Origin of the sequence: Collinsella intestinalis (assembly GCF_902364775.2) — a bacterium.
Lineage (GTDB): Bacteria > Actinomycetota > Coriobacteriia > Coriobacteriales > Coriobacteriaceae > Collinsella.
On record NZ_CABJEU020000001.1, the window covers coordinates 757,112 to 770,456 of the forward strand.

General features: G+C 63.3%; 10 protein-coding genes and 4 tRNA genes. 11 read left to right on the forward strand and 3 right to left on the reverse strand.

The genetic code is table 11. The annotated features are described in order from the left end of the window. Positions 1-46: 46 nt before the first annotated feature. Positions 47-123 (reverse strand) — tRNA-Arg (locus FY258_RS03230). A 231-nt stretch (positions 124-354) separates the two neighbouring features. Here FY258_RS03230 and FY258_RS03235 point away from each other — a divergent pair. The 11 genes from FY258_RS03235 to FY258_RS03285 all read left to right on the forward strand — a co-directional run bounded on the left by FY258_RS03235 (position 355) and on the right by FY258_RS03285 (position 10,906). Beyond that, positions 355-618 carry an HPr family phosphocarrier protein gene (locus FY258_RS03235; protein WP_039910275.1) on the forward strand — a complete coding sequence of 88 codons (264 nt, stop codon included), beginning with the start codon at positions 355-357 and terminating at the stop codon, positions 616-618. 135 nt (positions 619-753) lie between these two features. Then, positions 754-2,457: a phosphoenolpyruvate--protein phosphotransferase gene (gene ptsP, locus FY258_RS03240; RefSeq protein WP_118103074.1), complete on the forward strand. Its 1,704-nt coding sequence runs from the start codon at positions 754-756 to the stop codon at positions 2,455-2,457. Positions 2,458-2,610: 153 nt separating this feature from the next. Beyond that, positions 2,611-3,543: a 1-phosphofructokinase family hexose kinase gene (locus FY258_RS03245; protein ID WP_118103076.1), complete on the forward strand. Its 933-nt coding sequence runs from the start codon at positions 2,611-2,613 to the stop codon at positions 3,541-3,543. Between the two features lie 220 nt (positions 3,544-3,763). Then, entirely contained in the window at positions 3,764-5,197 is a 1,434-nt protein-coding gene (locus FY258_RS03250; protein ID WP_259324425.1) for a CCA tRNA nucleotidyltransferase, read from the forward strand. Between the two features lie 106 nt (positions 5,198-5,303). After that, the gene (locus FY258_RS03255; RefSeq protein WP_118103080.1) at positions 5,304-6,932 is read left to right on the forward strand and encodes an ABC transporter substrate-binding protein; all 1,629 of its coding nucleotides are present in this window, start codon (positions 5,304-5,306) and stop codon (positions 6,930-6,932) included. Positions 6,933-6,934: 2 nt separating this feature from the next. Then, complete coding sequence (locus FY258_RS03260) at positions 6,935-7,921, forward strand: ABC transporter permease (RefSeq protein ID WP_118103082.1); 987 nt, start codon at positions 6,935-6,937, stop codon at positions 7,919-7,921. Positions 7,922-8,180: 259 nt separating this feature from the next. Beyond that, positions 8,181-8,822: an ABC transporter permease gene (locus FY258_RS03265; protein WP_259324426.1), complete on the forward strand. Its 642-nt coding sequence runs from the start codon at positions 8,181-8,183 to the stop codon at positions 8,820-8,822. Positions 8,823-8,941: 119 nt separating this feature from the next. Further along, positions 8,942-10,537 (forward strand): ABC transporter ATP-binding protein, encoded by a 1,596-nt coding sequence (locus FY258_RS03270; RefSeq protein WP_182279396.1) that lies wholly within the window; start codon positions 8,942-8,944, stop codon positions 10,535-10,537. A gap of 81 nt (positions 10,538-10,618) precedes the next feature. Next, positions 10,619-10,692 (forward strand) — tRNA-Gln (locus FY258_RS03275). A 25-nt stretch (positions 10,693-10,717) separates the two neighbouring features. Continuing rightward, a tRNA-Glu gene (locus FY258_RS03280) sits at positions 10,718-10,794 on the forward strand. A gap of 35 nt (positions 10,795-10,829) precedes the next feature. Continuing rightward, a tRNA-Glu gene (locus tag FY258_RS03285) sits at positions 10,830-10,906 on the forward strand. A gap of 346 nt (positions 10,907-11,252) precedes the next feature. Here the strand turns inward: FY258_RS03285 and FY258_RS03290 are convergent. Both FY258_RS03290 and FY258_RS03295 read right to left on the reverse strand, forming a co-directional pair. Continuing rightward, entirely contained in the window at positions 11,253-12,488 is a 1,236-nt protein-coding gene (locus FY258_RS03290) for an ABC transporter permease (RefSeq protein WP_118103084.1), read from the reverse strand. Beyond that, a complete protein-coding gene (locus FY258_RS03295; RefSeq protein WP_259324463.1) occupies positions 12,485-13,312 on the reverse strand; it encodes an ABC transporter ATP-binding protein in 828 nt (275 codons plus the stop codon). Before FY258_RS03295 ends, FY258_RS03290 begins: the two co-directional genes overlap by 4 nt. Positions 13,313-13,345: the final 33 nt, after the last annotated feature.

Sequence of the window (13,345 nt, forward strand, 5' to 3'; positions counted from 1 at the left end):
TAGCAAGTGCCCGAGCATCGCGGAGAGGCTCGGGCGAAGATTGCGGTGGTGCGCCATGGGGGATTCGAACCCTCGACCATCGGATTAGAAGTCCGGTGCTCTATCCAGCTGAGCTAATGGCGCATATGCTTCTCATTATAACTGACTCGGCATTAAAAATGGAATCCTTGCGATATATCAGCGCAGTGCATGGTTGTCACGCTTATAGCCCAGTTTCACGGGCAGGTGCAAGGGGCACTTTCCCATCTGCTTTCAAACTCACTCCCCAATTTTGCTCAAACGTATTACAATGGAACCGTCGTGTTTATGAGCACGTTCGGTTTTGCCGCTCGTGCCACACTAAAGGAGTCAGTTATGGTTTCTGATAAGGCTACGCTCGTTAACCCGCAGGGTCTCCACATGCGTCCCGCCGGCCTCTTCGCCTCCACCATGGGCAAGTTCGCCTCCGAGGTCACCGTTGTCGCCCCCGACAAGGAGGTCAACGGCAAGTCCCCGATGGCCCTCATGGCCGCCGGCATCCCTTGCGGCACCGAGGTCGAGGTCAAGTGCGACGGTGCTGACGAGAAGGAGGCCCTCGCGGCCGCCATCGAGCTCATCAAGAGCGGTCTGGGCGAGTAGTTCGCGCGTGAGCCTTGTCTTGATGGCAAACATCTAATCTCATAGGTGTAGATTGGCAGGCGTCCTCGCGATACGTGGGCGCCTGTGTTTTTGTTCCCCGTGCGCACGGATGGGGAATAGGAGAGAGGAAACGTAATGTACCAGGGAGTTAACGCTTCTGAGGGCATCGGCATCGGTACCGTCATGGTGGCCGTCGATCCCGACCTGACCTTCGAGCCCCGCGAGGTGTCCGACACCGCCGCCGAGAAGGAGCGCTACCAGGCTGCTCTGGCCGTCTTCTGCGAGAAGACCCAGGCCCAGGCCGATCACATGAAGGTCGCCGTGGGTGAGAACGAGGCCGAGATCATGGCCGGTCACATCATCCTCGCCCAGGATCCGGGCATGACGGACGCGATTAACGGCGCCATCGATGGCGGCGCTTGCGCCGAGCAGGCCCTGGTGGACGCTTCCACCATGTTCGAGAACATGTTCCTCTCCATGGACGATGAGATGTTCCGCCTCCGCGCCGCCGACATCGCCGACATCCGCACCGGCATCCTCGCCGAGCTGCTGGGCGTCCAGGTCGTCGACCTCTCCGTCCTGCCCGAGAACACCGTCGTCGTCGTGCATGACCTGACTCCGTCCATGACCGCGACCATCGACAAGGAGCATGTCGCCGGCATCGTCACCGAGACTGGTGGCCGTACCTCCCACTCCGCCATCATCGCCCGCGCGCTGGAGATCCCGGCCGTCCTGTCCGTGGCAAACAGCTGCTCCGCGCTGCGCAACGGCATGACCGTCATCGTCGACGGCTCCAAGGGCGTCGTCATCGCCGAGCCCGAGGACTCCGTCATGGCCGACTACCAGGCCAAGGCCCAGGCCTTCGCTGAGGAGAAGGCCGCTCTCGAGGCCTTCCGCGGCAAGGAGACCGTCACCGCCGACGGCATCAAGAAGATCCTCGCCTGCAACATCGGCAGCCCTGAGGATGTCGCCAACGCCCTCGACCACGACTGCGAGGCCATCGGTCTGTTCCGCTCCGAGTTCCTGTTCATGGACGCCACCGAGCTCCCGAGCGAGGAGGAGCAGTTCCAGGCTTACCGCAAGGTCGCCACGGCCCTCAAGGGCGCTCCGGTCATCATCCGTACGCTCGACGTGGGCGGCGACAAGGAGATCCCCTACCTCCACATGGAGAAGGAGGAGAACCCCTTCATGGGCTTCCGCGCCGTGCGCTACTGCCTCGAGAACGCCGACCAGTACAAGGTCCAGCTCCGCGCCCTGCTGCGTGCCGGCGCCTTCGGTGATGTCAAGATCATGATCCCGCTCGTCACTTGCGTCGAGGAGGTCCGCGCCGTCAAGGCTCTCGTCGAGGAGTGCAAGGCCGAGCTCGAGGCCGAGGGCTTCCAGTACGATGCCAACATCGAGGTCGGCGTCATGATGGAGACCCCCGCCGCCTCCCTCATCGCCGATAAGCTGGCCGAGGAGGCCGACTTCTTCTCCATCGGCACCAACGATCTCATCGGCTACACCATGTGCGCCGACCGTGGCAACGACCACATCTCCAACTTGTACCAGGTCTACTATCCTTCCGTCCTCCGCTCGATCAAGAACATCATCGAGAACGGCGTGAAGGCCGGCATCATGGTTGGCATGTGCGGCGAGGCTGCCGCCGATCCGCTGCTCGAGCCGCTGCTGATTTCCTTCGGCCTGGAGGAGTTCTCCATGTCCGCGCCGAGCATCCTGCGCGCCCGCAAGACCATCTCCCAGTGGACCAAGGCCGAGTGCGACGAGCTCGCTGAGAAGGCGCTCGCTTGCTCCACCGCTGCCGAGGTCAAGGAGCTGCTCGAGGCTGCCGCTCGCTAGGCTTTGTTTGCCGACTGCGCGTCCGCTCTCGCGGGTGGGCCGCAGTCGGCATCTTTGCGTGTGACGATAAATCGATTTATCGCTAATGGTCTCGAAATTGTTCCTCAATTTGCGCTACGCTGTATAAAGCAGTGTGTCTACCTAGGAGGCTGTATGTTTTACACTCTGACCGCCAATCCCGCTGTCGACATGACGGTCGCCGGCCCGACCCTCATCCCCGATGAGAACGTCCGCGCCAACTCCGCCAGCTACACCGCCAACGGCAAGGGCCTCGACGTGTCCTTCGCTCTCAAGAAGTTCGGCGTCGACTCCGTCGCCCTGGGCTTCTTCGGTGGCTTCACCGGCAAGTTCATCGTCGAGGAGACCATGAACCTCGGCTGCCTGTGCCGCCCCGTCTGGATCGACGGCGTCACCCGTATCTGCGCCTACATCAATGATGGCGAGCACGAGTACGGCGTCCTCAATCCGGGTGCCCCGCTCACCCCTCAGTATGAGGAGGAGCTCTACAACATCCTCGACACGAGCACCGGCATGGATTGCCTGGTCGTTTCCGGCTCCGTGCCCCCGCGTGCCTCCAAGGACTTCCTCGACCAGGTCATGGATCACGCCCAGGCCCGCGGCGCCGATGTTGTCCTGGACCTCTCTTCCGACAAGCTGAAGAGCCTCGCTTCCAAGAAGCCGCTGCTCATCAAGCCGAACCACCACGAGATGCGCGAGATCTTCGGCGTCCCGGTGAACACCGATGACGAGGTTCGCGTTGCCATGAAGATGGCCCACGACGAGGGCGTTCAGAACGTCCTTCTGACTCGCGGTAGCCGTGGTGACGCCTACTTCTCCAATGGCGAGGACATCTGGTACGCCAAGCGCGAGTTCAACATCAAGCTCGTGTCCTCCGTCTGCGCCGGCGACTGCACGCTGGCGGCGTTCCTGCTCAAGTGGTACAAGGACCGCGATAACGTCGAGGAGGCCATGAAGCTCGCTATGGCCACCGGCGCCAACGTCGCCGAGAGCGTCGGCCTGGGCGACTTCGGTCGTGTCGACGAGTACTCCAAGCGTGTCACCGTTCGCAAGCTCGAGCGCAAGTAACGATCGTCCCTTTGGGATGCGTATTGCCGCCGGTCCATTCATGGGCCGGCGGCTTTTTGCGTCGGGAGTCCCAATTGGGGACAGGTGCAAATTGATACATTCCGTTCGCGTGGGCCCCACAGGCGAATGTCTCAATTCTGCCTGTCCCCAATTGGGCGCTTTGGGGTGCGGGGCTCGTGGGTCGGGTTGGTATACTGAGGCACAGACTATGAGGAGGACCATGCAGCATTCGACCGATATCGCTTTCGCCGGTGAGACCCTGATGGGCTCCAAGCCCAGCGCCGCTTCCTTGACCGTCTTGTCTGCGCTTGAGGGAGCTGGGCTTGAGGCGTGGATCGTGGGCGGCTGGGTACGCGACGCCCTGATGGGCGCCCTGGGGCACGATATCGACATCTGTTGCAGCGGGTCGTGGGAGGAAAGCGCGGCTGCCCTGCGTTCTTGCGGCATCGCGGTCGTGGAATCGGGTGTCAAGTTCGGTGGCATCACGGCCGTGGTGGATGGCGAGCGCATCGAAGTCACGGCATATCGGCTCGACGGCTTTTACACCGATGGCCGCCATCCGGAGAACGTTCAGCGTGCAACGTGCGTCGAAGACGACCTCGCGCGTCGTGATTTCACGGTGAACGCCATGGCCTGGCACCCCGCCCGAGGCCTGCTCGACTGCTACGACGGTCGCGGCGATTTGGAGCGTCGTCAGATCCGCGCGGTGGGCGAGCCCCGTCGCCGTTTTGAGGAGGACGCGCTGCGCATGTTGCGTGCGGTGCGCTTTGCCTGCCGCCTCGATTTTGCCATGGACCCTGCCACGGCGCAGGCCCTTGCCGAATGTGCGCCCCTGCTTGACCAGGTTGCTCGCGAGCGTGTCGGCATCGAGCTCGAGGGGATCCTCGTCACCCGCCATGGCGGTGACGCGCTCATCCGTTATCCCGAGCTCATGTGCGCCGCCATTCCCGAACTTACTCGCATGCGCGGTTTTGACCAGCGCACGCCGTACCACGCCTTCGACGTGTACGACCATACCGCTCGCGTCCTCACGGTCGCGGGTGAGTTGTCGCGTTTCCGCATCGACGGGGGCGATCCGAGCGCTCCTCCATCGCCTTCGCTCATGTGGGCGGCGCTCTTGCACGATATCGCCAAGCCCGACTGCTTCACCGTTGACGAGCGCGGTCGCGGGCATTTCTACGGGCATCCCGAGGTGGGTGCCAAGCTTGCTGAGAAGATCATGCGTCGCCTGTCGTGTTCAAACGACCTCATCCGCGACGTGAGCCTGTTGATCCACGATCATGATCGCCCCTTGGATCCCGAGCGCATCAGCCTGCTTCGCCAAATGCAACGGTTCGCGCGTTCCGGCGTGGACACGGCGCGGCTCATGGGGGAACTATTCGATCTCAAGCGCGCCGACACGCTCGGCAAGGCGTCGGGGTGCTTTTACTACGTCGAGGAAATCGAGCGCATGCGCGAGATGTGCCGCGAGTTGCTTGCGAATCGCGAGGCGTACAGCATCAAGACGCTCGACCTGGCCGGCTCCGATCTGATTGCGTGCGGCATGGCGCCCGGCCCGCGCATCGGCGAGGCCCTCACCCGCGCGCTCGAGGGCGCGATCGTCGGGGCCGTTGCCAACGAGCGCGAGGCGCTCTTGGCGTATCTGGGGTTTTAGAGACATATACGCTTTCGACCTCGGCGAATACAAAGATAATGTACTATTGTCGCCGATTATTTCCGGGCGCCGCATTGGAGGCGCCGCCGATAGAAGGGAGGCGCTCATGCATTGCGCCGTCACCCGCCGCTCCCTGCTTTCCGCTTCGATGCTTGCCGCGACTGCTTCGCTGGTGGGATGTGGTGCCGACGCCGCTTCCCAGGGCTCGGCACAGGCCCACGATGTTTCCAAGAGCCAAGTCGTCGTTGCCATGAATGCCACGAGCGAGCCCGCCGCGGGCTTTGACCCGCTTGTGTCTTGGGGTTGCGGCGAACATGTGCATGAGCCCCTCATCCAGTCCACGCTCGTCACCACTGCCGACGACCTTTCGATCGCCGGCGATCTGGCAACGGAGTATTTCTGCTCCTCAGACGGCCTGGTGTGGACCTTCACCATCCGCGACGATGCGGTCTTTTCGAACGGCGAGCCCCTGACCGCCTCCGACGTTGCCTTCACCGTCAACGGTGTGATTGAGAGCCCCGCCTCTGAGGCCGACCTTTCCATGGTGGAGCGGGCCGTCGCGGTGAGCGACACGGTTGTGGAGCTGCATCTTTCGAAGCCGAACAACACGTTGCTCTACACCCTGGCGGTACTCGGCATCGTTCCCGAGGCATTGTATGGCGATGATTACGGGCGCAGTCCCATTGGATCTGGTCCCTATGTTCTCAAGCAGTGGGATCAGGGACAGCAGGTGGTCTTTGAGGCGAACCCCGGCTATTACGGCGAGGCGCCCGTCATGGAGCGGGTCATCGTCGTATTTATGGACGAGGACGCCGCGCTTGCCGCCGTGCAGAAGGGCGATGTGGATATCGCCTATACCTTTGCGACCCACGCCGATCGCACGTTCGACGGCTATGAGCTCACGGCGTTCAAGACGGTCGACTCGAGGGGCATCTCGCTTCCGTGCATCCCGGCGGGAGGCACGCGCGTGCTCGAGGGGGATATCGCGTACCACACGGGCAATGATGTGACTTGCGACGTGGCGGTCCGTCGCGCCATCAACCTGGCGATCGACCGTGAGCAGCTCATTGACAACGTGTTGAACGGCTATGGTCGCCCCGCTTATTCGGTGGGCGATGGCATGCCGTGGTCGTCGCCCGATATGCGCGTCGAGTGTGATATCGATGCGGCCAGGGTCCTGCTTGACGAGGCCGGCTGGAAGCCCGGTGCCGACGGTATCCGCAAGCGCGACGGCGTGCGCGCCGCGTTCGACCTGTGGTATTCCTCGGATGACTCGGTTCGCCAGGCGACGGCCCACGAAGTGGCCAATCAGCTCGCCGAGCTCGGTATCGAGGTGAAGCCGCAGGGCGGTAGCTGGGACGAGATCTACCCGCATCAGTTCGAGCAGCCGGTCCTGTGGGGCTGGGGTTCCAACGCGCCCGTCGAGGTGTACGAGCTCAACTACTCCACCGGCTGGGGTAATTACAGCTGCCGCGAGAGTGCGGTCACCGATGCGTACCTCGACCAGGCGCTCGCTCAAACTGACGTCGAGGCCTCCTATGAGTATTGGAAGAAGGCCATGTGGGACGGGACGGAGGGCCCCGCTCCGCAGGGAGATGCCTCCTGGGCTTGGCTCGCTAACGTCGACCACCTGTATTTCAAGCGCGTGGGTCTCGTGGCTCCGCAGGGCAAGGCGCAGCCGCATGGGCATGGCTGGTCCCTGCTGAACAACGTTGCGTCCTGGACCTGGAAATAGCGATGGCGCGATTCGCCGCGAGGGAGGCCGTCCGATTTGCCCTGCTGATGTTCGCTGTCAGCTTTGCCACGTTCACACTCGTGGCCCTGTCACCCATCGACCCGCTTCAGGCTAATGTGGGACAGCAGGCCCTGTTGGGCATGAGCGAGGCGAAACGCGCTCAGCTTGCGGCGCACTGGGACGCGGGCGTTCCGTTGCTGGAACGCTACGGCACATGGCTCGTGGATGCCCTGCATGGCGATTGGGGCACGAGTCTTCGCTTCAACGCGCCCGTGCCCGCAGTGGTGGGGGAGCGGTTTGTGAGTTCTGCCGCACTCATGCTCGCCGCCTGGGCGCTTTCGGGCATTCTGGGCGTGGTGCTCGGCATGGCGGCCGGAGCTTCGAAGGGCTCTCGCGTCGATCGCGTGATCCGTTGGACGTGTCTGGCGCTGAGCTCGACTCCGGCGTTTTGGGTCGCGATTGTGGCCCTGATGGTGTTCTCCGTGTGGCTCGGATGGTTCCCCTTGGGCTTTTCGATGCCCATCGGTGCCGATCAGGCTACGGTTTCGTTCGCCGTTCGCGTTCATCACCTCGCGTTGCCCGCGCTCGTGCTCGCGCTGACCGGAGCCCCCGGCATCGCACTGCATACGCGCGAGAAGGCGATCGAGGTCATGGAAAGCGATTACGTGCGCCTTGCGCGCGCACGCGGGGAGTCTATGCGATTCATCGCGTTGCGACACGGATTGCGCAATATCGTTCTGCCGGCGCTCACGCTGCAGCTATCCTCGATTGGCGAGCTCGTTGGCGGTACGGTTTTGGTCGAGCAGGTGTTTTCCTATCCCGGGTTGGGGCAGGCGGCCGTCACGGCGGGTTTGGGCGGCGACGCCCCGCTGCTCGTGGGCATCGCGCTCTTCTGTGCGGTCCTCGTGTTCGCCGGCAATCTCCTTGCCGATGTGCTTGCGCGTGCCGTCGATCCCCGCGTCGGGCGGGAGGTCGGCCATGCGGAGTGATGGCAACGTGCTGCACGCTTCGGGGGCCCGGCACGATGCGCGCGAGTCGGGGGCCCGGGATGTGCTGCATGCCCCGCGGGCGCGGAGCGACAATCGTACGCGCCTCCTGCGCGCCGGTTTGTTCGGCCTTGTCGTGCTCGCCTGCGTTATGGTTTGCGGCAGATTGGTCCATGACGTCGCGCAGGTCGCCGATTTTTCGCAGAAGATGCTTCCGCCCTCTTTCGAGCACCCCTTCGGCACGGATCAGCTTGGTCGGGATATGCTCGCACGCGCCGTCGCCGGTCTTGCGACCTCGCTTTCGATCGGTCTCGTGGCGGCGGTAGCGTCCACGGTCATCGCGCTGTTGCTGTCGGTCGCCGCTGCGATCGGTGGCCCGCGCGTCGACGCGCTTGTTGCGGGCTTGATCGACCTCATGTCCTCCGTGCCGCATCTCGTGCTACTCATCCTCATCAGCTGCGTCGCGGGGCGCGGGCTCGCGGGGGTGACGATCGGCATGGCGCTCACGCATTGGCCCGGCCTTGCCCGCGTTCTACGTGCCGAGATGCGTTCCGTCCTTGCGCGCCCCTATATTGCGCAGAGCCGCTCTCTCGGTGTCGGCGCGTGCCGTATCGCGGTGGAGCATTTGCTTCCCGCCGTTGTACCTCAGGTGCTTGTCGGTGCGATTTTGGCGCTACCCCATGCGGTGCTGCACGAGTCGTCTATCACGTTCCTCGGCTTTGGCTTGTCCCCCGATGAGCCGGCGCTCGGCGTGATTCTGGCCGAGGCGATGGGGTATCTCACCGCCGGTGCCTGGTGGCTCGCGCTGTATCCCGGTGCGGTGCTCGCCCTGAGCGTGACGCTGTTCGCGCATGTGGGCGAGCTTGCCCGTTCGGTGCTCGACCCGCGTTCGATGCAGGAATAGGGGGCGCCGTGGACGAGATCAAGCACGGCCCGCATGGGGCCGCAGAATACCATCACCACCATACGCATGCCGCGGACTCCCGGCACGTGGGGTCGCATCACTTGCTGACGGTGGAACATTTGACGGTTGCATATCGAATGTACGACCCGCGGGCGCGCTTTTGGCGTCCTCGCCGGGCGTATCACGACGTTTTGCGTGATCTGACGCTCTCGGTGCATGAGGGCGAGATACTGGCCCTTGTCGGGACGAGCGGCTCGGGTAAGTCGGTTTTGGCCGACGCCCTCATGGGCCTATTTGATGCAAACGCGGTTGCGAGCGGCGAGATGTGGTTCGACGGGCGCCGCGTCGCCCCGGGAGATCTCGGCAGCTTGCGGGGGCATGGGATCTCGCTGGTCCCCCAGGGGGTCTCCTCTCTCGACCCATCGATGCGCGTTGGCGAGCAGGTGCGTGGTGAGGCCCGAGGGGCCGACCGTCGCGCGCGGAAGGAAGATGCCCGCCGCCGTATGGCCCGTCAGCGGGAGCTCTTCGAGGCATATGGGCTTGCGCCGGTGGTCGAGCGGATGTACCCGCACGAACTGTCTGGCGGCATGGCGCGCCGCGTGCTGCTCATGTGCGCGCTCATGGAGGAGCCGAGGTTGCTCATCGCAGATGAGCCGACTCCGGGCATGGATGATGAGTCCGCAGCCGTGGCCGCGCGCGATCTTCGGGCCTTCGCCCAAGACGGTGGTGGCGTGCTGCTCATCACGCATGACCTCGATTTCGCGCTGAGCGTCGCCGATCGATTGGCGGTGTTTCGCGAGGGGACTGTCGTGGAGGAGACATCCGTTGCGGCGTTCAGGCGCGCAGAGGCGCTCAGGGACCCGTATGCGCGTGAATTGAGTCGTGCTTGGATCAGGCTCCACGAGGACAATAATTGGGTCTCTGGGGCGCTCGGAGACGCTTATGGCAAGCAGGATGGTGACGGGTCGGTGCTCGTCGCTCGAGACCTTGCTTTTGCCCGTCGGAATGGTGACGCTGTGTTCGCGGGGGTCGACGTGGACCTTGCGCCCGGTGCCCGCTTGGCGCTGCGCGGTGCATCTGGCGCCGGCAAGTCGACGCTTTGCCGCGTCCTGGCCGGCCAGCTCATGCCGAGCGAGGGCGCTGTGCTGGTGGATGGCGAGCCCATCGGCGATGGATGGGGGCTTCGTGCGGGTCGGCGGTTCCGCGTGGATCGACCGCTTCAGGTTGATCGGCCGTTCCGGATAGATCGTCCGTTCAAAGAGGGCCGATCGCGCCGAACGGGTTGCGCGTGCCCGGTGCAGCTTGTCTCGCAGCACCCAGAGGAAGCGTTCGATCCCGCATTGAGCTTGCGCGCGTCTCTTGCCGAGGCGGGGGATGTGGACGGGCCGAGGGCCGGTCACTTGATGCGCATCTTCTCGGTGGAGGGGGAGTGGCTGAGCCGGCGGCCCCATGAAGTCTCGGGAGGCCAGCTGATGCGCGTCGCGTTGGTCCGCGCCCTCATGGCGTCTCCGCGCGTGCTCATTTGCGATGAGTCGACTGCCTCGCTCGATTTGCTTTCCCAGGAGGAGATCTGGCGTGCAGTGGTTGACTGTCAGGAGTCTGAGGGGTTTGGGTTGATCGTGGTCTCACATGACTCTTCGCTGGTGGAGCGCCTGGCAACTGAGGAAGCGTGGCTTGAAAATGGACACCTCGTTCGCAATTCGTCCACAAATTAAAATTTCTCAAATTGGGGCTTGCGTAGACCGAATCGTTTCCGTATAGTATTTCCTCGCGTTGAGGCATGACGCACATCACTTTGGGATGTCGTCTAATGGCAGGACAGCGGATTCTGGTTCCGTCAATGGGGGTTCGACTCCCTCCATCCCAGCCATTGTGTGTTGTGTTTTGTCGCTTTTGGCCCGTTCGTCTAGCGGTTCAGGACGCCGCCCTCTCAAGGCGGAGATCACCGGTTCGAATCCGGTACGGGCTACCAAGAGTTTCCGAGGCACTCCGAGCCTCATTACATATGGCCCGTTCGTCTAGCGGTTCAGGACGCCGCCCTCTCAAGGCGGAGATCACCGGTTCGAATCCGGTACGGGCTACCAAGAGTTATCCCCGGGTTTCGAATCCGGGGTTTTCTTTGTATATGGGTGCATCTCCCGGTGCCTAGCTGTCCTCCCGTTGCCACCCTTCTCGGCTCGTACTTTGAAATTGCCTATGGTCATCAGCCGTTTGACGAGGTTGAACGTAACTAATTCATAGTCAATTTGCGTGTCGCCAAAGGTATTCGGCGCTTTGCTAAGATACGCCGTTGCAATTACGGCACAAAAGGCCGAGCCCCCTGCGAGAGGGGGCTCGGCGGTGGGTCGGACGGCGAATCGAGCGACTGACTTCCAAAGGGTTTTAGAGGCCTGGGCCGGATGCTTCTTTGGCGGCCTGGGCTGGATGCCGTTACTGGTACCTCAGGCATTCGACGGGGTCGAGCTTGGCGGCGCGACGGGCGGGATAGTACCCAAAGATCAGGCCGATGAGCATCGAGATGCCCACCGCAATCGCTATGGCTGCGGGCTCGATGGCCGGCGTGAGCGTGGCGCCCGCTCCGCCCATGCCCGTCATGGACCCCATGTCCAGGCCAAACGCACCAGCGGCAAATGCAAGGCCCCAGGCGATGGCATAACCCGCGATGGTTCCTATGATGCCGCCCGTCACGCAGAGCGCCGCACTTTCAGTGAGGAATTGCAGCGTGATGTCGCGCCCGCGTGCGCCCAGTGCACGGCGCACGCCGATCTCGCGGATGCGCTCCGTGACGTTGGTGAGCATCATGTTCATGATGCCGATACCACCGACGAGCAGGGAGATTCCCGCCACGGAGCCCATGATCAGCTGGAAGGACATCATGAAGGTGTCGAGCTGGTCGATGGAGGACTTCATGGAGTAGACCCAGATCATATCTTCGCGGCTCTCGTCGGGGATGCTTTTGATCTTGGCGAGCTGCTCGATGGTCTGCTCCTGCACGGACTCGATGTCCGCGCCCTCGCGGGCGAGACCTACGACGCTCGTTAGATAATCCCAACCATCGCTGAAATCCTGGCTCACCGTATCCGCAGGCAGGTAGACATTGCAGTAGTCCGTTCCGGTCATGCCGTCATCGAGCACGCCGATGACGGTGTAGCTCTTGCCTCGCAGTTGAATGGATTTGCCAACGGCCTCCGCGCCCGGGCTGCCGAAGAACGCCTCGATGCCGTTGCGGCCGATGAGCGCCATGCGGGATCGCGCCTCGGCTTCCGCTGCTGTGTAGATGCGGCCCTCGGCGAGCTTGGCGGTCGCCCCTGTCATCTCGAGAAATGAGGGGTTGGCGCCGGTGATGCCGCAGTTGATCGTTTTGTCGCCCATGCGAACCTCGGCATAGCTGCCGCGCGTGCCTTCGATGGCCTCATAGTCGGGTATGAGGCGTGCCAGGTCTTCGACGTCTTCCTCAGAGAGCGGCTCGCCGCAGCTGATATGGACGATGCGCGCGGCATTGAGGCCCATGCCGCTGATGAGGCCGTTGCGCACGCCGCCGATGAGCGACGTCATGGCAATGACCGCGGCGATGCCGATTACGATGCCGAGGATGGTGAGGAGGCTGCGGCCCTTGTTGGCCTCAAGCGACCTGAATGCCTCGCGGCAGAGGTCTGCAAAGCTCATAGGACACCTCCCGGGTTCATGGGTGATGATTGGCTGCCGCTTGCTGCAGAGGACGTGGTCGCCGCGATGTCGGTGGACGCTGCGCGAACGACGCCAGTGGTGGCTGCTGCGGGGACATAGGCCCCTTCGTACACGCGGCCATCGCGAATCTGGATAGCGCGGTCGGCTTCGGCAGCGACGCTCGCGTCGTGCGTGATGAGCACGATGGTCTTGCCGGCGCGCTTGAGGGCGTGGAACGTGTCCATGACCTGGCGCCCCGTTACGGAGTCGAGGTTGCCGGTGGGCTCATCGGCCAGGATGATGGCGGGGTCGTTCACAAGGGCGCGCGCGATGGCGACGCGCTGCATCTGACCGCCCGAGAGCTCGTTCGTGCGATGGTCGTAGTGGTCGACGGGAAGGCCCACCGAACGCAGAGCGTGGACGGCGCGCATCTCGCGTTCGCGTCGGGGAACATCGGTGTAGACGAGGGGCAGCATGACGTTGTCAAGCACGCTCATGCGTGGGAGCAGATTGAAGCTCTGGAAGACGAAGCCGATGCGCAGGGCGCGAACTTCGGCGAGCTCGTCATCGGTGAGTTCCGCCACGTTCAGGCCCTCGAGCAGATAGGTGCCCGACGTGGGGGTGTCCAGGCATCCGAGGATGTTCATGAGCGTGGATTTGCCAGAGCCTGAGGGACCGGTGATCGCCACGAATTCTCCGGGGTTCACGGTGAGTGACACGTCGTGGAGGATGTGCGCCAGCCCGGCCTCGCTCTCAAAGATACGGTGGATATGTCGAATATCGATTACCGGGCGGGAGCTGGTGCCTGTTGCGAGGGTTGCCATGGATGCGAATGGGGCCACGGGTGCGGTCGACGT

Bases quoted from the DNA above. Each gene is read 5' to 3' on its own strand.
- FY258_RS03265 (WP_259324426.1), top strand. From the start codon at position 8,181: ATGCTCGCACGCGCCGTCGCCGGTCTTGCGACCTCGCTTTCGATCGGT.
- FY258_RS03260 (WP_118103082.1), top strand. From the start codon at position 6,935: ATGGCGCGATTCGCCGCGAGGGAGGCCGTCCGATTTGCCCTGCTGATG.
- FY258_RS03255 (WP_118103080.1), top strand. From the start codon at position 5,304: ATGCATTGCGCCGTCACCCGCCGCTCCCTGCTTTCCGCTTCGATGCTT.
- FY258_RS03235 (WP_039910275.1), top strand. From the start codon at position 355: ATGGTTTCTGATAAGGCTACGCTCGTTAACCCGCAGGGTCTCCACATG.
- FY258_RS03295 (WP_259324463.1), bottom strand. From the start codon at position 13,312: ATGGCAACCCTCGCAACAGGCACCAGCTCCCGCCCGGTAATCGATATT.
- FY258_RS03290 (WP_118103084.1), bottom strand. From the start codon at position 12,488: ATGAGCTTTGCAGACCTCTGCCGCGAGGCATTCAGGTCGCTTGAGGCC.
- ptsP (WP_118103074.1), top strand. From the start codon at position 754: ATGTACCAGGGAGTTAACGCTTCTGAGGGCATCGGCATCGGTACCGTC.
- FY258_RS03250 (WP_259324425.1), top strand. From the start codon at position 3,764: ATGCAGCATTCGACCGATATCGCTTTCGCCGGTGAGACCCTGATGGGC.
- FY258_RS03245 (WP_118103076.1), top strand. From the start codon at position 2,611: ATGTTTTACACTCTGACCGCCAATCCCGCTGTCGACATGACGGTCGCC.